At 55.3% G+C, this 21,332-nt stretch carries 21 protein-coding genes and 2 tRNA genes; 7 read left to right on the top strand and 16 right to left on the bottom strand.

The features are described from left to right. Positions 1 to 19: 19 nt before the first annotated feature. The 3 genes from D5270_RS03090 to D5270_RS03080 form a co-directional block, all read right to left on the bottom strand. Positions 20 to 1,216 (bottom strand): glycine C-acetyltransferase, encoded by a 1,197-nt coding sequence (locus tag D5270_RS03090; protein ID WP_166542695.1) that lies wholly within the window; start codon positions 1,214 to 1,216, stop codon positions 20 to 22. 15 nt (positions 1,217 to 1,231) lie between these two features. Beyond that, positions 1,232 to 2,284, bottom strand: a complete 1,053-nt coding sequence (tdh, locus tag D5270_RS03085) for an L-threonine 3-dehydrogenase (RefSeq protein ID WP_166542694.1) — start codon at positions 2,282 to 2,284, stop codon at positions 1,232 to 1,234. 114 nt (positions 2,285 to 2,398) lie between these two features. After that, a complete protein-coding gene (locus tag D5270_RS03080) occupies positions 2,399 to 3,562 on the bottom strand; it encodes a glycosyl hydrolase family 28 protein (RefSeq protein ID WP_166542693.1) in 1,164 nt (387 codons plus the stop codon). Positions 3,563 to 3,947: 385 nt separating this feature from the next. Between D5270_RS03080 and D5270_RS03075 the strand changes: the two genes are divergently transcribed. From D5270_RS03075 to D5270_RS03055, 5 genes are all read left to right on the top strand, one after another. Then, positions 3,948 to 5,978: an ABC transporter substrate-binding protein gene (locus D5270_RS03075; RefSeq protein WP_166542692.1), complete on the top strand. Its 2,031-nt coding sequence runs from the start codon at positions 3,948 to 3,950 to the stop codon at positions 5,976 to 5,978. A 204-nt stretch (positions 5,979 to 6,182) separates the two neighbouring features. Further along, positions 6,183 to 7,181 (top strand): ABC transporter permease, encoded by a 999-nt coding sequence (locus tag D5270_RS03070; RefSeq protein ID WP_166542691.1) that lies wholly within the window; start codon positions 6,183 to 6,185, stop codon positions 7,179 to 7,181. 18 nt (positions 7,182 to 7,199) lie between these two features. After that, a complete protein-coding gene (locus D5270_RS03065; protein ID WP_166542690.1) occupies positions 7,200 to 8,036 on the top strand; it encodes an ABC transporter permease in 837 nt (278 codons plus the stop codon). A 5-nt stretch (positions 8,037 to 8,041) separates the two neighbouring features. Then, a complete protein-coding gene (locus D5270_RS03060; RefSeq protein WP_166542689.1) occupies positions 8,042 to 9,022 on the top strand; it encodes an ABC transporter ATP-binding protein in 981 nt (326 codons plus the stop codon). Then, positions 9,015 to 9,995, top strand: a complete 981-nt coding sequence (locus D5270_RS03055; RefSeq protein ID WP_161473585.1) for an ABC transporter ATP-binding protein — start codon at positions 9,015 to 9,017, stop codon at positions 9,993 to 9,995. Before D5270_RS03060 ends, D5270_RS03055 begins: the two co-directional genes overlap by 8 nt. A gap of 104 nt (positions 9,996 to 10,099) precedes the next feature. On the opposite strand, the gene D5270_RS03050 is transcribed toward D5270_RS03055, so the two are convergent. The 9 genes from D5270_RS03050 to D5270_RS03010 all read right to left on the bottom strand — a co-directional run bounded on the left by D5270_RS03050 (position 10,100) and on the right by D5270_RS03010 (position 17,758). Then, positions 10,100 to 11,407 carry a carboxylesterase/lipase family protein gene (locus tag D5270_RS03050; protein ID WP_166542688.1) on the bottom strand — a complete coding sequence of 436 codons (1,308 nt, stop codon included), beginning with the start codon at positions 11,405 to 11,407 and terminating at the stop codon, positions 10,100 to 10,102. A 115-nt stretch (positions 11,408 to 11,522) separates the two neighbouring features. After that, entirely contained in the window at positions 11,523 to 12,044 is a 522-nt protein-coding gene (locus tag D5270_RS03045) for a CHAP domain-containing protein (RefSeq protein ID WP_166542687.1), read from the bottom strand. Positions 12,045 to 12,048: 4 nt separating this feature from the next. Continuing rightward, the gene (locus tag D5270_RS03040) at positions 12,049 to 12,789 is read right to left on the bottom strand and encodes a hypothetical protein (protein WP_166542686.1); all 741 of its coding nucleotides are present in this window, start codon (positions 12,787 to 12,789) and stop codon (positions 12,049 to 12,051) included. 34 nt (positions 12,790 to 12,823) lie between these two features. Next, on the bottom strand, positions 12,824 to 13,675 hold the full coding sequence (locus D5270_RS03035) for an ATP-binding cassette domain-containing protein (protein WP_166542685.1): 852 nt from the start codon (positions 13,673 to 13,675) through the stop codon (positions 12,824 to 12,826). 4 nt (positions 13,676 to 13,679) lie between these two features. Next, positions 13,680 to 14,066 carry a GntR family transcriptional regulator gene (locus D5270_RS03030; protein WP_166542684.1) on the bottom strand — a complete coding sequence of 129 codons (387 nt, stop codon included), beginning with the start codon at positions 14,064 to 14,066 and terminating at the stop codon, positions 13,680 to 13,682. 117 nt (positions 14,067 to 14,183) lie between these two features. After that, entirely contained in the window at positions 14,184 to 15,041 is an 858-nt protein-coding gene (locus D5270_RS03025; RefSeq protein WP_166542683.1) for a DegV family protein, read from the bottom strand. Between the two features lie 23 nt (positions 15,042 to 15,064). Continuing rightward, positions 15,065 to 16,243: an aldo/keto reductase gene (locus D5270_RS03020; RefSeq protein WP_166542682.1), complete on the bottom strand. Its 1,179-nt coding sequence runs from the start codon at positions 16,241 to 16,243 to the stop codon at positions 15,065 to 15,067. Between the two features lie 80 nt (positions 16,244 to 16,323). Then, positions 16,324 to 17,244, bottom strand: a complete 921-nt coding sequence (locus D5270_RS03015) for an SPFH domain-containing protein (protein WP_166542774.1) — start codon at positions 17,242 to 17,244, stop codon at positions 16,324 to 16,326. Between the two features lie 85 nt (positions 17,245 to 17,329). Beyond that, positions 17,330 to 17,758 (bottom strand): NfeD family protein, encoded by a 429-nt coding sequence (locus D5270_RS03010; protein WP_243150060.1) that lies wholly within the window; start codon positions 17,756 to 17,758, stop codon positions 17,330 to 17,332. 184 nt (positions 17,759 to 17,942) lie between these two features. Here D5270_RS03010 and D5270_RS03005 point away from each other — a divergent pair, with 184 nt between their 5' ends. Together D5270_RS03005 and D5270_RS03000 are read left to right on the top strand one after the other, a co-directional pair. Then, entirely contained in the window at positions 17,943 to 18,956 is a 1,014-nt protein-coding gene (locus D5270_RS03005) for a DnaD domain-containing protein (RefSeq protein ID WP_166542680.1), read from the top strand. A 26-nt stretch (positions 18,957 to 18,982) separates the two neighbouring features. Further along, a complete protein-coding gene (locus D5270_RS03000) occupies positions 18,983 to 19,948 on the top strand; it encodes an ATP-binding protein (protein WP_166542679.1) in 966 nt (321 codons plus the stop codon). 95 nt (positions 19,949 to 20,043) lie between these two features. On the opposite strand, the gene D5270_RS02995 is transcribed toward D5270_RS03000, so the two are convergent. The 4 genes from D5270_RS02995 to D5270_RS02980 form a co-directional block, all read right to left on the bottom strand. Continuing rightward, positions 20,044 to 20,133 (bottom strand) — tRNA-Ser (locus tag D5270_RS02995). A gap of 52 nt (positions 20,134 to 20,185) precedes the next feature. Then, a tRNA-Ser gene (locus D5270_RS02990) sits at positions 20,186 to 20,274 on the bottom strand. Positions 20,275 to 20,349: 75 nt separating this feature from the next. Next, positions 20,350 to 20,991 carry an SdpI family protein gene (locus D5270_RS02985; protein ID WP_166542678.1) on the bottom strand — a complete coding sequence of 214 codons (642 nt, stop codon included), beginning with the start codon at positions 20,989 to 20,991 and terminating at the stop codon, positions 20,350 to 20,352. After that, a complete protein-coding gene (locus D5270_RS02980) occupies positions 20,975 to 21,253 on the bottom strand; it encodes an autorepressor SdpR family transcription factor (RefSeq protein WP_442858586.1) in 279 nt (92 codons plus the stop codon). Before D5270_RS02980 ends, D5270_RS02985 begins: the two co-directional genes overlap by 17 nt. Between the last annotated feature and the right edge of the window lie 79 nt (positions 21,254 to 21,332).

Here is a 21,332-nt window from a genome sequence, read left to right as displayed (position 1 = left end):
AGTGTACATAAAGTATGCCTTACTTGCCGATTTCGTCCCGAACCTCTTTAAAGCACTTCACCGCGAACTCTACATCCTCATGGGTGTGGCTGGCACATACCTGGGTGCGTATCCTGGCCTTGCCCTTGGGCACCACCGGGTAGGAGAAGGCTACCACGTACACGCCCTTCGCCATCATCCCCTTGGCGTACTCAACAGCCAGCTTTTCGTCATACAGCATAACCGGCACACAGGGGTGGGTACCGGGGATAACGTCGAAGCCGTTGTCCACCAGCAGCTTGCGGTAATGGGCGGTCACGTCCTCCAGATGGTCCCTAAGCTCCGTGCTCTCCTCCAGCATATTCAGCATTTCAATGCTGGCACCGGCTATGGCGGGAGCCAGGGTGTTGGAGAAAAGGTATGGCCTGCTCCTCTGGCGCAACAGGTCGATTATCTCCCGGCGTCCGCTGGTATACCCGCCGGAAGCTCCGCCAAGGGCCTTGCCAAGAGTCCCGGTGATTATGTCCACACGACCCTCAACGCCGCAGTGCTCGGGGGTGCCGCGGCCTGTTTTGCCAACAAAGCCCACAGCGTGGCTGTCGTCCACCATCACCAGGGCGTTATACTGGTCGGCTAAATCACAGATACCCTTCAGGTTGCAGATAATGCCGTCCATAGAGAACACGCCGTCGGTGGCGATAAGCTTTATCCTGGCCCCGGCCTCGTCAGCAGCCTTAAGCTGTGCCTCCAAATCCGCCATATCGTTGTTCTTATAGCGGAAGCGCTTGGCTTTGCAGAGCCTCACGCCGTCTATAATAGAGGCATGGTTCAGTTCGTCGCTTATTACAGCATCTTCAGCGGTGAGCAGGGTCTCAAAGAGCCCGCCGTTGGCGTCGAAGCAGGAGGAGTAGAGTATGGTGTCGTCAGTGCCCAGGAAGCCGGATATCTTCTGCTCAAGGGTCTTATGTATGTCCTGGGTCCCGCAGATGAACCGCACCGAGGCAAGGCCGTAGCCCTTCTCATCATAGGTGCGCTTGGCGGCGTCTATCAGCCGCTGGTTGTTGCCAAGGCCCAGGTAGTTGTTGGCGCACATGCACAGGAGTTCTCTGCCGTCCTCCATGCGTACACGCGCCCCCTGGGGGGAGATAAAGGGGGCCTCACCCTTAAACAGCCCGGCCTCCTTAATGGACTCCACCTCTTTAGCGTATATGTTCAGTATATCGTTTTTGCGTGGCATAGTAAAATCCTCCCTCTAATCGTTGATATGCGCCCAGTCTAAGACCACCTTGCCGGACTGCCCAGAAATCATCACCTCGAAGCCTTTCTCAAAGTCTTTAATGTCGAAGCGGTGGGTTATTACCGGGGCTATGTCCAGGCCGGACTGTATCATGGTTGTCATTTTATACCAGGTGTCCCAGACCTTCCTGCCGTATATACCCCGCAGGTTGAGGCCGTTGAAGATGACTGTCTCCATATCCACCCTGGTGTCCTTGGGCAGGAGCCCTAAAAGGGCTATTTTACCGCCGTGCTTCATATTATTTATCATATCCGAAAGCCCCGCCGCGTTGCCGGACATCTCAAGCCCCACGTCAAAGCCCTCGGTCATGCCCACCGCTTTCATCACGTCGGCCAGCCTGCGCTCCTTTAGGTTTACCGTTTCGGTAGCCCCGAGCTTCTTTGCCAGGTCCAGGCGGTAGGGGTTCATATCCGTGACGATAACGTGCCGCGCCCCTGAGAATTTCGCGATTGCCGCCGCCATTATGCCGATGGGCCCCGCGCCGGTGATAAGCACGTCCTCCCCAAGCATATCATAGGAGAGGGCGGTATGGGTGGCGTTGCCAAGGGGGTCGAAGATGGAGTAGAGCTCCTCAGGCACAGCGGGGTTGCAGGGCCAGACGTTTGAGGAGGGTATCACCAGGTACTCGGCAAAGGCACCGCTGCGGTTTACGCCAACACCCTTGGCGTCCTTGCAGTTCTCTTTATGGCCCTCAAGGCAGTTGCGGCACTTGCCGCAGGTGATATGCCCCTCGCCGGAGACCATATCCCCGGGCTTGAAGCCCTCAACGCCAGGGCCGACCTCAACTACCTCGCCCACATACTCATGGCCCACCGTAAGGCCTATGGGTATGGTGTGCTGGGCCCAGTCGTTCCACTGGTAGATATGCACGTCAGTGCCGCAGATAGCTGTCTTCTTGATTTTGATTTTTACATCGTTGGGCCCAAGCTCCGGGACAGGCACCCGCCGCATCCAAAGGCCTACCTCGGGCTTCTCCTTTACGAGAGCCCACATCATGTTGTCGCTCATAGAACAAACCTCGGTTTCTAAAATTTTAATACTGAATAACGAGGGAAACGGCTCCTGGGGGGATATCCGTACGGGTCTAGTATAGCGCAAATCCTCGGGAAATGCAACGGCTTTTTAGCAGTTTTCGACGCTGATTATCTCTGAAATAATACCATTATTCTCCAGCAGAATATCGCCGCCCTCCTGCACGTCGCGAAGGTACATTTTCCCGATATTCCCGCAGTTCAGAATCACCGGCATTTCTTCACCGGTCTCATTCTCTTGTGAGATATGCTCCAGCCCCAAAACCTTTATATCAGCCCCGGGCATAATGCTCAGCGTAGGTATAGCTGTGACGGCTTCGCGCCTGTGAAGGTGGTCTATCTGCAGGTTACCCACAGCCAGCCCGCCCTCTATCCATATAAGGGCGTACACATACCCGCCCTCCTTGCCGTGGACAGGCAGGCGGGGCGCTTTGCTGGCATATATATCGCTTAGGTGTACCTGGTCAAAAACCCCCTCCCTGCCGTCGTCGCTGTAGCGGGTAATACCCACACAGTATTGGAAGAAGGTGCCGAACACATTGGATATATGCACCCGCCTTACAGGCCAGCCCCTTGAGAGTAGCCGCACGGCGCTGTGGCAGCCCTCACAGAATAGGCCGTCTATCTGTATGTCCTCAATAGGCCCGCCATTACCCTCGTCGGCATTCAGCGCCACCATATCGTCGTAGCAGGCGCCCTTGAAGTTTGTAATGCGCCCAAAGCGGCAGCCGCCGTTAAGATGTATGCCGTCCATATTCGTGGCGTTGGGCTTGCCGAGGTTAAAGTCGAAGGTGATATTCTGCACGGTGAACTGCTCCACGTGGTCGAAGGTAGAGGCGAAGATAGTCGGGTCCTTCATGGTGAGGTCACCCACATAAAGGTTTTTTACATTTTCAAAATAGAAGATAAAGTGAGTCACGGCGGCGTAATCACCGTCCTCAGGGGGGATGCGCATGGGGTTTGGGGCCTGGCCCTGGTTGTTAAAGTCCCATATGCCGCCGGACACCGAAATGTTTTCGCTTTGACCGTCGTCCGCCACAAGCATATGGCTGTTCGCCCCGTCCATCAGCCGCACGGTAGTGAAGCCGTCCAGTATCAGGGAGGTATTGCTGTGGATATGCAGTGCCTGGGAAATAGCATAATGCCCGGTGGGGGAGGGGAGGCGCACAGTGGACAGCCCGCTGTCCAGAAGCGCCTGTATAGCACTGGTATCATCGTGTACGCCGTCGCCAATGGGCATGGTTAAATTAGTCATATTTTAAGACCGCCTTTTCATTTAAGTTGATAGTGCAATAAAGGATTTGCAATTCAGCATAGCACACCATGCACAATTTTGCAAGTGTTCATTGAGAAAAGATGAATGATTTGTAAAATAAATATGTATTTTTCCTTGACAGATTTATACAGGTGTGCTATACTGACGATAAAGTAGAAAAAGCTCCGAGTCTACACTACAGTTTTAGGTGTTGTGTATAGGACACGGGCTTTTCTAGGAGCAAGGCGCATAAATGCGGCCAGGGCAGTGTTTTAGAAGGGGTACCCCTTCTGACGTGTAGGTAATTACCTACACGAATGGTATGCTGTCTGCCGCAGGGACTGCGCTTTGCAAAACATAATTTTCTAAGGAGGCAAACGAAAGGATGAGTAAGAAAATCATCGCACTGGTTCTTGCTCTCGCCCTGCTGGTGACCGTGTTCGCGGCCTGCGGCGGCGATGGCGGCTCCAGCACCAGCTCTCAGACTGAAAGCTCCAATACCGAAGAGAGCAGCCAGGCTGAGGAATCCTCTACTGCTGAGGAGAGCAGCGAGGGCGAGACTACGCCTACAAACCTGAAGGGCTCCGGCATCACCACCGAGGTGGGTACTGACCGCTCCGAGACCCTTATCGTCGAGTGCCAGAATAAGACTGACACTCCCGGCCAGTTCAACCCGTACATGAGCGGCACCGCCATGGGCTTCGGCATTCATCAGATGATAAGTGCCCACCTGTGGGAGATGAACACCGCCAAGGGCGAGCAGTACGGCGAGATTGCCGACGGCATGCCCGAGAGCAACGACGACTTCACCGAGTGGACCGTTAAAATCCGTCAGGGCATTAAGTGGTCCGACGGCGAGGACGTGACTGCTGACGACGTTGTGTTCACCTTCAACATGATTATGGACAACGACACCATCGGCAGCTCCGCCGCCACCAAGCTGTACATAAAGAGCGTTGAGAAGGTTGACGACTACACCGTCAAGTTCACCATGACCGAGTCCTTCCCCCGCTTTACACAGCGCTACGGTATCACCGTTTGGGGCACTGACTACCGCATTGTTCCCGAGCACATCTACTCTCAGCAGGCTGACGTCACTACCTTTAAGGACGAGAATCCTGTTTCCTGCGGCCCCTACACCGTGAAGGATTACGACCCGCTGGGCATGTGGGTGCTCTACGAGCTGCGCGAGGACTGGCAGGACAGCACTCTGGGCGTGGTCGGCAAGGCCGAGCACGGCTTCACCGGCAGCGAGAGCCCCGCTAAGTATGTCTGGTTCCGCGTCTTCAGCGACTCTACCACCAAGCAGATGGCTATGATTAGCAACGAGGTCGATATCCTCTGCGAGGTCACTCTTGAGGAGTTCGAGACCATGAACGCCTCTAACGACCAGATTAAGTGCTGGTACGACGAGTTCCCCTATGCCAACCCCGATGACCCGGGCGCGAAGGGCATAGTGTTCTCCCAGGGCAAGGGCGCTCCCTACAACAACAAGGATTTCCGCTGGGGCATCTGCCTGGCTCTGAACATCGACCAGATTTCCATGAACACCTTCTCCGGCGCTGGCCGTGCAGCCCCCATCCCGCTGCTGAACAACACCGAGTACCTGCAGGAGACCTACACCATCCCCATGCAGGATTGGCTGCTTGACTTCGAGCTGGACCTGGGCGATGGCACCACCATCAAGCCCTATGACACCGGCTATGCCAAGCGTATGGCTGACTCCCTGGGCATCACCGGTACCGACGAGGAGCTCATCACCATGTTCGGCGCAGGCTGGTGGAAGCAGGACAAGGAAGCTGCCGAGAAGCTGCTGAAGAAGGCCGGCCTCGAGAAGAAGGACGACGGCTGGTACTTTGATGGCAAGCCCTTCACCATCGAGCTGAGCTACCTTGCCGACGCTGAGTTCCAGGAGAGCCGCAGCGTGCAGGCTGTTTACAACCAGCTTCTCGAGTTTGGCCTCAACTGCAACATCGTCAGCAAGTCTCAGGCCACTTGGGACGTTGACGGCGGCCAGGGCAACTACGAAATCGCAGGTTACTGGCCTTCTACTGGTATCCTGAAGGACTTCTACACCGGCATTTCTGGCTGGGACCAGGCGTTCATCAAGCCTCTGGGCGAGACCGGTTCCGGTCAGGGCGCCCGCTGGAGCAACGACCGCGTTACTGAGATACTCCACGAGCTGGCTAACATTGACCCCAACAGCGATGAGAGCTATGAGCTGCATAAGGAGTTCCTGCAGATAGCTGTCGAGGAAATGCCCGACATCAACTTCCTCTCCGGCACTAAGTTCGTGCCCAGCAACAGCACCTACTGGGAGGGCTACCCCAACGCCGAGAACCCCTATGACGGTCCCTGGTGGTGGTGGAGCTGCTTCAAGTACATGCTGCCCCATATCAGCCCTGTTGCAGGCTAAGATTTAATAGGAAATTGAATACCCTGATATAAGTTTTATTAGATGAACGGAGGGCGGGGGACGCAAGCCGCGGCTTACGTCTCCTGCCTTTACGTTTTAATTACATGGATAAGGAAGTAATGTGAACAAATATTGAAGAAAGGAGCAGTACCATGCGCATAAGGGAGCTCCCTTGTGTAAATTTCGTGTTGCATGGCGAATAGCATGAAATTCAAAACATTCTTTTTGCAGCGCATACTGGCTTGGGCGCTGACAATATTGATTGGCGTGACCTTCATTTTCTTCATTCCCCGCATGTTCCCCTCTGACCCTGTTGAGAACATGATATCCCAGATGGAAACCCGCTCGGGCAATATGGCTCCTGAGGAGAAGGACGCGCTGCGCGCACAGCTGCGTATGCAGTTCGGTCTGGACGGCTCACTTTTAGAGCAGTACGGCTACTATCTGAGCCATGGCCTTCTGCGCTTCGACTTTGGCCCCTCACTGATGAGCTATCCCGAGAGCGTGGGCTCTATCATAGGGCGCAACCTGCCCTATACGCTCATGCTGTCTCTCACCTCAACTCTGCTGGCGTGGGTGATAGGCAACGTCATCGGCCTGTTAGCCGGATTCAGAAAAAACAAGCGCTCCTCAAAGATTCTTGAGGGCATAGCCATCTGTATCTACCCGATACCCTACTTCCTGGTGGCTCTGGTTTTGCAGATAGTCTTCGCCTTCGTGCTCAAGTGGTTCCCCCTGCAGGCGACCATACAGGCAAATGGCGGATTCGGCGCCTGGCTGGGCTCTGTTGTGCAGGCGTCCATCCTTCCCGCAGTCTCCATGCTGCTCCTGGGCACAGGCTGGTGGATTATCTCCATGAAGTCCCTGGCCGGCACAACCTCCGAGGAGGACTATGTGCGCTACGCCCGCTATAGGGGCCTTTCCGAGTTCACCATCGGCACCAGCTATGTGCTGCGCAACTCTATCCTGACCCAGGTGACCGCTCTTGCAATGAGCCTGGGCGGCGTCTTCGGCGGCTCCATCATGACCGAGATTATCTTCGGCTATCCCGGTGTGGGCACGCTGATACAGAAGGCTATACTGCAGTCCGACTATAATATGATACTTGGCTGTATCACTATTTCCATCGTAGCTATTTCCACCGCAACGCTGATCGTGGATCTTATCTACCCCTTCGTGGATCCGCGTATCCGCTACAGCTGATAAAAGGAGGGTGGCATTATGAAAAAGTTTTGGAAAGTCGCCAACTTCCGTCTTAAGACCGGTCTTATCGTCACCTTAATCTTTGTGATAATCGGCTTTGTGGTCTATTTCTTCCCACATAAGGACCCGTTTATCTCTAACTCCTACCCGAACAACCTGGGCGCTTCAGCAGAGCACCTTCTGGGGACCACCAGCCTTGGGCAGGACGTTGCCTGGCTCCTCGTTGAGGCCATACACAACTCCCTGATGATAGGCCTTATCGTCGCTACCATCGGCACGGTTGTGGGCGTTCTGGTAGGCCTGCTGGCAGGCTTTGCTGGCGGTGCGCTGGACCGCGTGCTTATGATAATCACCGATACCTTCGTGGTTATCCCTTCGCTGCCCATACTTATAATGATGACCTCTCTGATGAAGGGCAATTCAACGGTCGTCGTTATGGCGCTTGTCCTTGCCATGTTCGCCTGGGCCTGGCCCAGCCGTCAGATACGCTCCATGGCCCTTACCATCAAGGAGCGCGACTTCATCCACACTGCGCGGTTCTCCGGCGAGAGTACCATGCAGATAGTTGTCACTGAGATACTGCCTTTTGCCCTGAGCTGGTCCCTCTCTAACTTCATGAACGCTACTCTTTCCGCCATCGGCTCAGAGTCCAGCCTCGCGGTGCTGGGGCTTTCTCCCGGCAACCTGGTGTCACTGGGCAACATGATTCAGTGGGCGAGGAACTATAACGCGGTCCTTGCTCAGAGATGGCTGTGGATAGGCTCTCCTATTATCGCCACCGTGATACTGTTTATAGGCCTGTTCCTGCTGATAACGGGCTATAACGACTATCAATCCATGAAGAGAGGCAGGTAACGCATATGCTAAAAATTGAAAATCTGTCCACTTCTTATAAGACCATCGACGGCGATGTGCATGTTATCAACGACCTGGACTTCACCATCAACGACAACGAGATATTCGGTATTGCCGGCGAGTCCGGCTGCGGCAAGACCACCCTGCTGAACACACTCTACGACATTGTGGAGTTCCCCCTTGTCATCGACAAGGGCCGGGTAGTGCTGGAGGGTGAGAAGAACGGCAGTAAGTTCTCATACGAGTCCGGAGAGATTCGCAAGACCTGGTGGAACAATATCTCCTATGTGCCCCAGGCCGCCCAGAGCGTGCTGAATCCCATCGTCCGCCTGAAGAAGCAGTTTGTGGACTCCATCCCCAAGGAGGACCGGAAGAACGAGACCGAGGCCCAGACTCTGGAGCGCGTGGCAAGCTATCTTAAGGAGCTAAGCCTGTCTCCCGACGTGCTGGAGGCCTACCCCTTCCAGCTCTCCGGCGGCATGAGGCAGAGGGCCATTATAGCCCTTGCCACCTTCATGTCCCCCAATGTAGTGCTGGCCGACGAGCCCACCACCGCCCTGGACGTGGTGGTGCAGAAGGGCATACTTATGATGCTCATGCGCCTGCAGAAGCAGCTGAAGAACACGCTGATAATCGTGAGCCATGATATGGGCGTGCATTACCAGATAACCGACCGCATGGCTATCATGTACTCGGGCAGTGTCATAGAGCTGGGCAAGACCGAGGATATATTCAACGACCCCATCCACCCCTACACCACCATGCTGGTGGGCGCCCTGCCCAGAGTGGGCGAGGACATCCAGCGCGTGGGTATCCCGGGCCGTCCTCCGGCCCTGAAGAATCCCCCGCCGGGCTGCCGCTTCGCTCCCCGCTGCCCCCACGCCACGGACAAGTGCAGGCAAGAAGTGCCCAAGTTCCGGGAGATAAAGCCCGGACGCTTCGCCGCCTGCCATCTACTGAACGAGGAGGGGAAGATTGATGGCTAAGAAATTACTGGAAATAAACGGCGTCAGCAAGATTTTCCGCGTTGGCGGCATTCTGCGCGGCAAGAAGCTTGTGGCTGTTGACGACGTGACCCTGTCTATAGACAGCGATAAACCCGTGATACTCTCCGTTGTCGGTGAGTCCGGTTGCGGTAAGTCCACTCTCTGTAAGATGGTCCTGCGCTTGCATGACCCGGATATGGGCGAGATTATCCTTGACGGCAATAATTATGCTGACAAAAAGAGCTATGACCCCCATCAGTTCAAGTTGGACGTCCAGCCCATCTTCCAGAACCCCTACGAGTCTTTCTCCGCACGTAAGACTGTTGACACCTATCTGTACAACACGGCTCTGCGCCTTGGCATTGCCAAGAACAGGTCCGAGGCCGATAATCTGGTGGACGAGGCCCTGAAGAGCGTGGGTATGTCCCTGGAAGTGGTGAAGGGCAAGTACCCCACCCAGTTCTCCGGCGGCGAGCTCCAGCGTGTTTCCATCGCTCGGGCCCTTATCACCCGCCCGAAGCTGATAATTGCCGACGAGCCTGTGGCGGCTATAGACGCGTCCATGAAGATGAACATAGTAAACCTCTTCAAGGACCTGCGGGATAAGTATAAAATATCCTTCATCTATATCACCCACGACCTGTCTACGGCCTACTATGTGTCGGACTATATCGCCACACTGTACCGTGGCTGCCTCATAGAGTACGGCCCTGCGAAGGAGATAATGGACCAGCCTGCCCACCCCTACACTGAGCTGCTGATGAGCTCCGTGCCAAGGGTTGGCGATAAGTGGGACAAGGAGCTTGCCATGCCCGATATGGAGGGTAAGGAGTATTCCATTTCCTACTGTAAGTTTGCCCCGCGCTGTCCTTATGCCACGGACAAGTGCCGCCAGTCCCGCCCTGAGCCCACTAAGATGGGCGATGAGCGGATGGTGCTGTGCTATCACCCGCTGAATAGCAAAGAGGGTTAAAATCAGAGTACACCTAATATTCAAGCCTGCCATAAAGAGAGGGACCCGGGAGAAATCCCGGGTCCTTTTCTACACGTTTTTAGGCGAAAGCTGCCCAACTTGGCTTATTTTACGTCCAGCTTCATCACGAAACTTCCATCCTTTTTACAGGGCTCCCACTTATCCAGCCCATCGCCGTTGGGGTCGCCGGACTTCATGAATCCGCACCAGTAGTCGAGCATCCGGGCGGAGAGGGCGTAGTCCTCAGGAGTCCAGGGCCTCCAGCAGCGGGGGAGGGTGCCCATCATGTACCAGAGCTCGCTGGAATGCCATGCGCCCTTATCGTCTCCGGGCAGGTCCCGGGTGAAGTAATAGACATAGGCGGGGTTTCTCCCAAGCTCCTCCAGCTTGTGGCTGAAGCCGACGCAGCCCCTATAGAGCGGGTCGTCCATGGGGTCGTTCATATTCTCAGGAGTCATAATGTCATTTTTAGTGGAGCCTAGCATATAGGGGATATCCTTTATCCTGCCGCTGTCCACCAGTTCATAATAGCCGTCCGTGAGCAGTTTGCCGTCCAGGGTGGGGGTGAGGAAAAGCCCCTTCGCTATAGGCATAACTTTCTCAGTGAATGGGCCCATGGCGTCGTATATCTCCTTAGAGGACTTGGAGCGCATTTCTTCAAGGCTGTTCACGCCCAGCACCTGGGAGAAGACCTTCCCGTAGCTCTCCTGTTCAGAGAGTGGGATGTCCCGGTGCAGCCCGTTTCCATAGGAGCCGCCGCTCTGCATTATAGCTTTTGCAATCTTATTTTCAGTGATGGGAGAGGAGATAAGGGTCTGTACGCTCATGGCACCGGCGCTCTGCCCAAAGATGGTGATGTTACCGGGGTCGCCGCCAAAGGAAGCGATGTTCTCATGTACCCAGTCCAGCGCGGCAATCTGGTCCAGCATACCGTAGTTACCAGAAGTACCTGCCTCCTCTGTCAGCCAGGGATGGGCCAAAAAGCCGAATACATTACAGCGGTATTCCACGCTGACAAATATGACTCCCCTGCGGCAGAACTCAACTCCGTCAAACTCCTTCTCAAATGCCCAGCCGTGGAGGAAGGCCCCGCCGTGTATCCACAGGGCCACTGGGCAGTCCTTCGCGTCTTTCGGGGCCCAGATGTGCAGGTACAGGCAGTCCTCATCTGCCGGACGGTTAAAGACAGGGTCGTCGTAGAAGTCCTTGTCCCAGGGCGGCACAGACCCTTCGCCCTGCATGCATTTACTGTGGAAGTCCACCGCCTCATAGACGCTGTCAAAGGGCTCCGGCCTCTGGGGAGCCTTCCACCGCAGCTCATCCACCGGCGGCTTCGCATAGGGGATTCCCCGGAATTCCTCATACCAGCCCCGGTCCAGGCCGGATATTTTCCCATACTTTGTTTCGACCATTTGCGCTTCCTCCTTAGAACTCAGTTTCCTAAATTATACCATAAAAAGGGAGGGGTTTGCAAGAGTCAGACTTTCGGACGCTGCTGATTTTGCCTCCTCCTTTTATACTATGAAACTAATAAACAAACCCATCCGGCAGCCGGATAAATGCCCGGATATGCTCATCCCTCGCCCGCTCTACAAGCCCGGATATATTCTCGTCAAAAATATTCCCCTCTGCGGCCAGAATACTCTCCTCGCTGACCTTGAGAACTATGCCGATATGGTCGTGCTCGCGGTTAATAAAGACCCTGTCATAAATCACGATATCGCCGGCTTCCGGCACAAATCCGCTGCCGCGCCTATGGTACTCCACCCGGCTGTCACCCATGGCGAATTCCTCCCAGCTGCTGCAGCCTGCCAGGCTGCAGGTAACATATTTGTCCGGGCTATAGGGTATCTTAAAACCTGCCTCAATGCAGCAATAGTATACGAAAGCCGCGCACCACAGCCGGTCGGCCTCTTTAAGGCTCCACTTGGGGAAAAGACTTACTATAGGCTCAATATTTGGCTCCCTGCCCTCAAGATATCCGTGGAAGGGGAGAAGGGCTTTTTCCCTTGCAACCTGGGCGAGATACTGTCTTGTAGCTGTTTGCATAGGCTTATTTCACCCCCGCCCGCCGCATTAGCAGCCATGTCAGCCCCGAAAATACTACCGTGAGCAGCGTGCAGCTTATAATCATCCTGGGCAGGCTGGAAAAGAGGGCCCAGATAAGGCCTGTAAGGAAGGGTATTATTATGCCTGCTACGGATGGGTGCGCAGAGATATAGGAGGCTATGAGCACGACGGCTATGGGGGTGCCGGCCCAGAAGAGCACTTTGCCAATCTTGTTCAGGCGGTAGTTGAGCACTGTGAGCAGATAGCCGAGAGAGGAAACCGCTAGGAAGGAGAAGAAGCTGAATATTATATCAAAGACCGAGCCTTTGGGGGACATTCCGTCGTAGGAATAAATCATCTGGTACAGGGATTCCCCTGAAAAGACCGTGGGGAATAGGCGCCCCAGCCCTGTGAGCATTAGGGTATAGAGCTCGTCGCCCAGCGCCAAAACAGCGCAGACTGCTCCAAGGGTGCCCAGCCTTGCTATAAACTGGGTGCGCCTTGATACGCTGTGCTGGATGCTCAGGAAAAAGCTGTCCTTAAAGGCGCAGAGGGAGCATATAAAGGCAAATATTATAGTCACGGCGGTGACGCCGTTGGTGGTAACATGTACGTTGTCATCGGGGGTCATAAAGGGTATAAGTGCAAGGGACAGCAGGGCCATACTTATAAGCACTATATAATATATAATGACAGCCGGGATATGGTCCCGGAGCTGCAGCCGGAAGGACGGATAAATTTTCATTGGGTTACCTCTTTCTATGATTGCTTTAATGAGTTTAAGAATTGGTGAGCTGTATGAATAGCTTCTGCAGGTCCATGGGCCCAAACTCAAGGTCCATTGCGGACTGGGAATCCTTCTCAGGAACCCCAAGCACATATGCCGTGCGAAGCCCGCCCAGAGCGTCAATACCCAGCACATTTTTACCCTGGATATAGGTCTCAACTGCCGCGCTCCCACCTGAGACGGTGTACCCACCGGAAAGCAGTTCCTCCCGGGACTCCTGCCGCAGGACCTTGCCCTCCTTAATGATTATCACGTCCTCTATGAGGTTTGCCACCTCCTCAATAAGGTGGGTTGAGAGCACCACGGTGAAGGGCTTCTCGGTGTACTTTTCCAATAGGCGCCTATAAAACAGCTCCCTATGATTCGCGTCCAGGCCCAGCACGGGCTCGTCTAAAAGCACATATGGTACGTTTACGGACAGGGCCAGTATCAGCTTGAAGATGGACCTATAGCCGGTGGACAGCCCGGATATCTTTGCTTTAAGGCTGAGCCCGAATTCCTGGGCGAGCCCCTTGGCATAACTCTCGTCAAAACCCGGATAAAACATCCCGGCCCAGTGGAACGCCTTGTTTACCCGCATAAAGTCGGGGTGCAGGGTGGTCTCGCTCATTAGGAATATTTTGGACTGGGCGCTGTCGTTCTCTGTGCCGCGCTCATTGTCCACGGTAACTGTGCCGCTGTCGGGGAATATGCGCCCGGTGAGGATGTTCAGCAGCGTTGACTTCCCGGCGCCATTGCGTCCCAGCAGGCCGTATATCCGCTCCTCATGAAAGACGGCGCTGACCCCCTTTAAGGCCTGTACCTGCCCGAAGCTCTTTGTGATGTTAGCAAGTTCTATTGACATTTATTTACCTTCCTTTCCCGGCGCAGTCGTATTCCTGCGCCACCATGTCCAGCAGTTCCTGCCGGGCTATACCAAGCCGCGCGGCCTCAAGGACCATGGCAGCCACAAAGCGCTTGGAAAAATCCCCCTGGCGCTTCTTTTGCAGCAGGGCCCTCGCGCCCTTGGCCACAAACATACCCACGCCGCGCTTCTTATAGGCGACCCCCTGGTCTACCAAGAGATTTATACCCTTTAGCGCCGTGGCAGGGTTTATGGTGTACTGTACGGAGAGCTCGGTAATGGAGGGGAGCTGCTCTCCCTCTGTCAGCGCCCCGGAGAGCACTGCGTCCTCAAGACTTTCAGCTATCTGTAGAAAGATAGGCTTTTCTCCGCTTAGGTCAAGCTTTTGCATATTTGCCTCCTTCCTGGACTGGTTAGCTAGTTGAGTAACTAACTATGGTGGTAGTATAACACCCCCTGGCAGGTTTGTCAAGGGGTGTTATAGATATATTTCAAAAAATTTTGTCACCTAGAAGCAGATGCCGACACCCATGGCCCCGGGCCCGGTATGGCAGCCCACGCTTATGGGCAGGGGGTTATAGAGCACCTCATGGCCCGGGAACTCCTCAAGAAGGGCAGCTTTTAACATGTCAATCTCCTCCTGGGACAGGGCGGTGCCTGCGGCGCATACCCGCATGGACTCCGGGTCCAGAGAGGAGAAGCGGGTCTCGGCGTCCTTTTTCAGTGCCCGGACCATCAGCTCCAGGCTGTTCTTCCTGCCCCGGGATTTTGCGAATGCCTCCAGAACCCCGCCGCGTATGGAGAGCACCGGCTTTATCTGCATAACAGTCCCAAGCATTGCCGCCGCCGGGCTTATGCGCCCGCCTTTCTTCAGGTATTCTAGGGTGTCTACGGTGATGTAAATGCTGGCAAGATACGCCTCCCGCTCCAGCTGCTCCTTTATCCCGGCGGCTGAATGCCCCTCCTTGGCAAGGCTTACAGCCCGCAGCACAGACTCTCTCAGGGGCACGGATATCCTATGGTTGTCGGCTACCTGGACTTTGCCCTCGTAGGACGCCGCAAGCCCTATAGCCATCTCACAGGACTTACTAAGCCCGCTTGTCATTGGTATGTATACTATTTCGTCCCAGCCCTCTTTAAAGGCCAGATCCCACATTCCCAGCACCTCACCCGGCGAGGGCTGGGAGGTGCTCACCTCAGCGCCGGAGGACTGGGCGGCATAGAAGCCGGCCTCGTTGATGTTCTCGTCCTCATAATAGACGCTGCCATTTATTATCACCGGCATTGGCATTAGGTACAGCCCCAGCTCTCGGGCTTCCTTTTTGGTGATACCGCTGTTGGTATCGGTCATGACCGCTGTTTTCATAGTATCTCTCCTTTCAGGTAAGCTTACCACAGTTTAAACACACCTACAGCCCACTTTGCGGCCTTATAGCGCACTGTCTCCAGCTCCTTTGAGGCCTCCCGCAGCCGGTCGGGTATGGGGATACCCTGTGGGCAGTGGGCGGCGCATTTGCCGCAGGATATGCACTGGGAGGCGCTTGAGGGGTCCTTGCGCATGACCGTACACTGCAAATAATCCCTGCGCCCGGAGGCCTTGCCCTCTGAATACATGGCGTTATAGCAGCGGAAGGTGCCGGGGATGTCCACGCCCTTGGGGCAGGGCATACAGTAGCCGCAGCCTGTGCAGCCTATTTTCACCGAGCGGCGTATCTCCTCCTGGACCCGGCCCAGTAGCTCATGGTCGGAATCGGTCATGCAGCCGGCGCCGCAGCGCTCGGCAAGCCTGATGTTTTCCTCTACCATCTCAATAGAGTTCATCCCCGAGAGCACGCAGGTCACCTCCGGCTGGTCATACAGCCACTTAAAGGCGAGCTCTGCCGGGGTACGCCCCTCAGGGTCCCGCTCAAAGAGCTCCTTTGCGGACTTTGGCAACAGGTCAACAAGCCTGCCGCCCCGGAGCGGCTCCATTATTATCACCGGCAGCCCGCGCTCATGGGCAAAGCGCAGCCCCTCCACACCGGCCTGGGAGTGTTCGTCCATGTAGTTGTACTGTATCTGGCAGAAATCCCAGTCGTAGGCCTCCGCCAGCTTGCAGAACATGCCAGAGCTGCCGTGATACGAGAAGCCGATATTTCGTATCTGCCCGCTCTCAAGCTTCCCCTTTATCCAGCTGTCCAGCCCCATATCCAACAGCTTCTGCCAGGTGGCGGTATCGGTGAGCATGTGCATAAGGTAGTAGTCGATATGGTCCGTCCGAAGGCGCTTCAGCTCCTCCTGGAACAGCCGCTCGGCCCCCTGTACGGACTTCATCATATAGTGTGGGAGCTTGCTGGCGATATACACTCTGTCCCGACAGTTCAGGCGCTGTAAAAGCTCACCAACTGCAGCCTCGTTGCCGGGGTAAATATAGGCCGTGTCCAGATAGTTTACGCCCGCCTCTATAGCCGCCCCCAGCTCCTTCTCGGCCTTGTCCAGGTCCACGCTGCCGCCCTTCTTTGTGAAGCGCATACAGCCGTAGCCCAGAAGGGAGATATCATTGCCCTTTTTGTCCTTGCGGTACTGCATATTATGCCACCTTTCAATAGTAATATATATTCAAATAGAGCCCCCTGGAATGTCCGGGAGGCTCTTGGTTTTGATGCTGCTTACTTTGCCGCGTCTGTATCAAAGATTTCCTTCACCGAGGTGGCAAGCCCCGCAAGGCCCTGAATGCTGGAGGGCACTATAATCTTTGTAGCCCTGCCGTCAGCCGCCGCCTGGAAAGCCTCCAGGCTCTTGAGGGCTATGACCTGCTCGCTGGGATGGGCCTCGTTCATAAGCTTAATAGCGTCAGCCATGGCCCTCTGTACAGACAGGATAGCCTCGGCCTCGCCCTGGGCCTCCCGTATCTTGGTCTCCTTTACAGCCTCGGCCCTCAGCACCGCGGACTCCTTCTCGCCCTCGGCAATGAGTATGGCGCTGCGCTTCTCGCCCTCAGCGTCCAGTATCTTGGCGCGGCGCTCGCGCTCGGCCTTCATCTGCTTCTCCATGGAGTCCTGTATCTCCCTGGGAGGGATAATGTTTTTCAGCTCAACACGGTTTACCTTGATACCCCAGGGGTCGGTGGCCTCGTCGAGAATAACGCGTATCTTTGAGTTGATAACGTCCCTGGAGGTCAGGGTATGGTCCAGCTCCATCTCGCCGATGATGTTGCGAAGGGTGGTGGCGCTCAGATTCTCAATAGCGGAGATGGGATTTTCAACGCCATAGGCATAGAGCTTGGGGTCGGTTATCTGAAAATAGACCACCGTGTCTATCTGCATGGTGACGTTGTCCTTGGTGATAACAGGCTGGGGCGGGAAGTCAATGACCTGCTCCTTCAGGCTCACCCTTTTGGCAATGCGGTCGATAAAGGGTATGGTTATATGCAGGCCGGTGCCCCAGGCGGCGTGGAAGGCTCCCAGGCGCTCTATAACGTAGGCGTGGGCCTGGGGTACAATTTTGATGTTTGAAACTATGACAAGCAGGATAAACAGTATCAGCACCACCAGCACCACGACCCCGCCGATGGCCCCGAAGTTTGGCATAGCTGACAATAACGCGAATAAGCTCATGAATTAATCTCCTCTCAGGTTTTGCCCTTAGGCATTATAATATGGAACAGAACGGTGCTTACAGACCCGCCCGGGCGACGATTAGCTTGACGCCCTCAATGCGCACCACCATGACGGTCTCCCCGGCAGGTATCGTATCACCGCGCTCGCTGCGCGCCGCCCAGCTATTGCCCAGCACGGACACCCGCCCGGCCTCCCGCAGGTTGTTCACCTCTTCAGTGACCACAGCGGCGGCCCCGATGACTCTGTCCGCATTTGTGGACACGGGCCCGGGTTTTTGCAGGCGCTTTGCCAGAGGCCGCGTGATTACAATAGCGGCTGCCGAGCCCGCCACGAACAGGCCCACCTGTATATAGGCAGGTGCTCTCAAAAGGCTGGCGATAAGGGCAAGCAGCCCTCCCGGTACAAACCAAATGGACACCAGCGCCGGTACGGCAGCCTCAACAACAGCCGCCAGTATGGTGACCCCCAGCCAAACAAAGTCCATATAGCCCATATAGAGCCCCCTTTCCCGCAGAGAGCGGTTTCTATTTGTATTATACAATGGTATTTTCTAAAAAGCAAGCTATAATTGTAAGTTTTGACCGGGAACTAAAATTTTCTTTCCGCACTATGAAATTCCATGAAAATATGCTATAATAGTCGGACAGTGTAAACATGGGAGGAAGCATATGGACTACCGTTTGGATATCGGCATGTGGAACCAGGTGTTTGCCGTGCCCTGCGCCCTGGTGGACAAGCACTTGAAGCTGGCCGGGAAGGAGCAGCTTCAGGTCCTGCTCTACGCCCTGCGGCACGCAGGGGAGGGGTTTACTGTAGAAGGTATTTCCCGGGAGCTTGGCATGACAGATAATGAGGCCTTGGACAGCCTTGAGTACTGGTGCGACAGGGGGCTTCTCAGCCAGACGGGGAGGGAGCTGCTGCCGGTGCCCCAGGAGGAGAGAGCCGCTGTGCAGGCTCCTGAGCCTGAGATGGAGACAGTAAAAGAGGAGCCGGCAGAGGAAAAGCCGGGACTGCCGCCTAAAAAACGTATGCTTAGGCCCGACGGCGAGCACCTGACTGCAAGGCTTGCCGAGTCCGAGGGGGTGCGGTACCTTATGCAGGAGGCCGAGTCTGCCCTGGGGAAGACACTCTCCCCGGCTATGAGCTCGCTGCTGCTGACCATTACCGATGACTACGGCCTGCCGGTGGAGGTCACGGTCATGCTTTTGAACTACGCCAGGGAGGTGGGGCATATCGGCACGAGCTACATCGACTCTGTGGCAAGGGACTGGGCCGAGAGCAGTATCTTCTCCATTGAGGCAGCAGAGGAGAAGCTGCAGCAGCTCTCCAAGGCGCGGCTGGCCTGGAGCAAGGTTTCAGCCGTGGCGGGACTGCCGAAGCGTTCGCCTACCAAGTCAGAGGAGGAGAGGGCCTGCCGCTGGGTGTACGAGTGGGGGTTCAGACAGGAAATGCTGGAGGCGGCGTATGAGGCCTGTGCGGACCATACAGGAAAGTTCAGCGCGGCCTATATGGATAAGGTGCTGACGAAATGGCGCCAGCAGGGTATCACCGACCGCCAGGGGCTCCAGCAGCAGAAGCAGGCCGCCGCGGCTAAAAATAGCGACAGGGGCGGGGCCGAAAAGAGCTACGACATAAGCGAGCTGGAGAGGCTAAGCGGGCTGCGGCTGCCGGATAAGCTTTAAATCTGCGTATTACATAGGAGAATATCATGAGCTATGACAGTAATGTAAATCAGGCTGCAAAGGCCGAGCTGGAGCGGCGCAGGAAGCTTGCGGAGGAGACCGCCCGGCGCAATCTGGAGGGATTTCTGCAGGGCTGCCCAAGAGCGGGGGAGATACGCCGGGAGCTGGCCGCAAATGCTGCAGGGGCAGCCAGGGCCGTCCTATCCGGCGGGGATGTGCATAAAGCGCTGGAGCAGCGCAAGGAGCGGGGGATGGCCCTGCGAAGGGAGTATGAGGAGCTGCTGGGGGAGTGCGGGCTCACACGGCGGGACATAGAGCCCCAGTATACCTGTCCACGCTGTAAAGACACCGGATTTGCCGACGGTAAGCTCTGCGGCTGCTATAAGGCCCTGCGGCGCAACCTTGCATACAGAAATATGAGCGCGGAGCTGCCCCTAGACCAGTGCACCTTTGACGGCTTTTCCCTGGAGTATTACAGGAACGACCCGGCGGCCTATGGGCGTATGCAGAGCATTCTCCGGAGCTGCCGGGAATATGCTGAAAACTTCCGCGCAAACTCTCCAAACCTCCTGTTCTGGGGAGGCACAGGCCTCGGCAAGACCCACCTGTCCCTGGCTATAGCCAATTCAGCGCTGGATAAGGGCTTCGGGGTGGTGTACGGCTCGGCCCAAAGGTTTGCGGTGGCCCTGGAGCGGGAGCGCTTCGGGCGGGACAACAGTATTGAGGGGACCTCGGTAAACCTAAAGGAGTGCGATCTGCTTATCCTGGACGACTTGGGCACGGAGTTCTCCTCGGCCTACTCAAACGCCGCAATCTACGATGTGGTAAACGCCCGCCTCATGTCCGGGAGGCCAACAGTAATCAGCACAAACCTCGGACTCTCTGGGCTGGAGGAGCGGTACGGCGAGCGCTTCACCTCACGGATTGCCGGGAATTACGCGCTTTTGGGTTTCATGGGAAAAGACGTACGTGTGCAGAAGATACAGTCATAATATGCAGAAGGATGTCTCCATGTAAAAGCTCTCCGTTTTGGGGAGCTTTTTTGCAGAAAAAAGCCCGCCGCAATCAATAAGACTGCGGCGGACCTTGGCGGAGAAGATGGGATTTGAACCCATGCACCGGTTTCCCGACCTACTCCCTTAGCAGGGGAGCCCCTTCACCACTTGGGTACTTCTCCAAGGATGGTATTATATCTGTAAGCTGGCTTTTACCAGAACGGAGTTGTCAGATGGCGGAGAGGAAGAGATTCGAACTCTTGGTCCCTTGCGGGATCACTAGTTTTCAAGACTAGCTCCTTAAACCACTCGGACACCTCTCCAACTCGCTCGATTATAATACCATATTATTGCGGCTCTGTCAATGCTTTTCTGCAAAATTTTTGCTTTCCGCCGGCTTAGCTGTTTTCGCCGTGCCTCTTATAGTAAACGAAGGAGTAGACGATTGGTATACCTACGTCCGCTGTCAGCAGGATAAGTATGAGCCAGGTATTCATCCACAGCGCCAAAGCCAGTATGATAACCCCTGTTATGACCATGCTCCAGCCGGCCACCCGATGGGTATGGTGCCAGTTTTCCTGGCTTGCAAGGGTCCAGGAGGTCCTGATGCCGATGGTATAGTTATGCCTGAGCTTTGGCAGTATATTGCCCATAACTATATGCAGCACACCCAGCAGGGAAAAGCAGACCACGGCGATATTTATCTGCACATTTAGGGCTGTTGCATATATGCACATACATGTCACTATGGATGTTACCGGTAGTACCCACAGCAGTATGGAGATGACTTTCCAGCCGGTATTTTCCTTCCTTGGGTCGTGGAGCATGGCGACGGCACAGACAATTTGACAGGCTAAAAAGAATCCCGGCAATGCAAATACCGCAACGGGTCGGCCCGCCCAGTCGTCAACTACCCCACTGAAATTGAAATGTATAGGTACAAGCTCCGGCAGTTTATTCCAGAGAATGAGCCCGATAAGGCTTGGGAGCAGAGTTGCCAGTGACGTAATGATAATCTTTGCCTTATTTTGCTTCCACATATTCCGAATCTCCCTTCAGCTCCGTGAGCCACAGCATTATTTCCTCCAGCACGGAGGTGTTAAGCTCATAGTAGATATATTTTCCCTCGCGCTGGTCCCGGACAAGGCCTGCCTCTTTCAGCACGGACAGGTGCCTTGACACCGCCGCGCCGCTCACCGGGAAGCGGTCGCTTATCTCTCCGGCAGAGAGCCTGCCACCCTTAAGCATGGTGAGTATCTCCCTGCGTATAGGGTCCGTCAGGGCCCGGAGTGTTGCCTGCATGTTTCCCATCCAGTATCACCACTTTCTTATTTAACATTTAATTTATATGTTAAATATATTCTAGCATAGCTCTCTTAAA

It is taken from the genome of Acutalibacter sp. 1XD8-36, assembly GCF_009917525.1.
Taxonomy (GTDB): Bacteria; Bacillota; Clostridia; order Oscillospirales; family Acutalibacteraceae; genus Acutalibacter.
The sequence above is the reverse complement of the archived record's forward strand: the minus strand, read 5'-3'. Positions and strand labels throughout refer to the sequence as shown.

What these genes read in the sequence shown, in the direction of transcription:
- D5270_RS03005 (WP_166542680.1), top strand. Translation starts at nt 17,943, where the DNA reads ATGGACTACCGTTTGGATATCGGCATGTGGAACCAGGTGTTTGCCGTG.
- D5270_RS03035 (WP_166542685.1), bottom strand. Translation starts at nt 13,675, where the DNA reads ATGTCAATAGAACTTGCTAACATCACAAAGAGCTTCGGGCAGGTACAG.
- D5270_RS02985 (WP_166542678.1), bottom strand. Translation starts at nt 20,991, where the DNA reads ATGTGGAAGCAAAATAAGGCAAAGATTATCATTACGTCACTGGCAACT.
- D5270_RS03020 (WP_166542682.1), bottom strand. Translation starts at nt 16,243, where the DNA reads ATGCAGTACCGCAAGGACAAAAAGGGCAATGATATCTCCCTTCTGGGC.
- D5270_RS02980 (WP_442858586.1), bottom strand. Translation starts at nt 21,253, where the DNA reads ATGCAGGCAACACTCCGGGCCCTGACGGACCCTATACGCAGGGAGATA.
- D5270_RS03075 (WP_166542692.1), top strand. Translation starts at nt 3,948, where the DNA reads ATGAGTAAGAAAATCATCGCACTGGTTCTTGCTCTCGCCCTGCTGGTG.
- D5270_RS03010 (WP_243150060.1), bottom strand. Translation starts at nt 17,758, where the DNA reads ATGGACTTTGTTTGGCTGGGGGTCACCATACTGGCGGCTGTTGTTGAG.
- D5270_RS03040 (WP_166542686.1), bottom strand. Translation starts at nt 12,789, where the DNA reads ATGAAAATTTATCCGTCCTTCCGGCTGCAGCTCCGGGACCATATCCCG.
- D5270_RS03015 (WP_166542774.1), bottom strand. Translation starts at nt 17,244, where the DNA reads ATGCCAAACTTCGGGGCCATCGGCGGGGTCGTGGTGCTGGTGGTGCTG.
- tdh (WP_166542694.1), bottom strand. Translation starts at nt 2,284, where the DNA reads ATGAGCGACAACATGATGTGGGCTCTCGTAAAGGAGAAGCCCGAGGTA.
- D5270_RS03090 (WP_166542695.1), bottom strand. Translation starts at nt 1,216, where the DNA reads ATGCCACGCAAAAACGATATACTGAACATATACGCTAAAGAGGTGGAG.
- D5270_RS03025 (WP_166542683.1), bottom strand. Translation starts at nt 15,041, where the DNA reads ATGAAAACAGCGGTCATGACCGATACCAACAGCGGTATCACCAAAAAG.
- D5270_RS03055 (WP_161473585.1), top strand. Translation starts at nt 9,015, where the DNA reads ATGGCTAAGAAATTACTGGAAATAAACGGCGTCAGCAAGATTTTCCGC.
- D5270_RS03065 (WP_166542690.1), top strand. Translation starts at nt 7,200, where the DNA reads ATGAAAAAGTTTTGGAAAGTCGCCAACTTCCGTCTTAAGACCGGTCTT.
- D5270_RS03070 (WP_166542691.1), top strand. Translation starts at nt 6,183, where the DNA reads ATGAAATTCAAAACATTCTTTTTGCAGCGCATACTGGCTTGGGCGCTG.
- D5270_RS03060 (WP_166542689.1), top strand. Translation starts at nt 8,042, where the DNA reads ATGCTAAAAATTGAAAATCTGTCCACTTCTTATAAGACCATCGACGGC.
- D5270_RS03030 (WP_166542684.1), bottom strand. Translation starts at nt 14,066, where the DNA reads ATGCAAAAGCTTGACCTAAGCGGAGAAAAGCCTATCTTTCTACAGATA.
- D5270_RS03045 (WP_166542687.1), bottom strand. Translation starts at nt 12,044, where the DNA reads ATGCAAACAGCTACAAGACAGTATCTCGCCCAGGTTGCAAGGGAAAAA.
- D5270_RS03050 (WP_166542688.1), bottom strand. Translation starts at nt 11,407, where the DNA reads ATGGTCGAAACAAAGTATGGGAAAATATCCGGCCTGGACCGGGGCTGG.
- D5270_RS03000 (WP_166542679.1), top strand. Translation starts at nt 18,983, where the DNA reads ATGAGCTATGACAGTAATGTAAATCAGGCTGCAAAGGCCGAGCTGGAG.
- D5270_RS03080 (WP_166542693.1), bottom strand. Translation starts at nt 3,562, where the DNA reads ATGACTAATTTAACCATGCCCATTGGCGACGGCGTACACGATGATACC.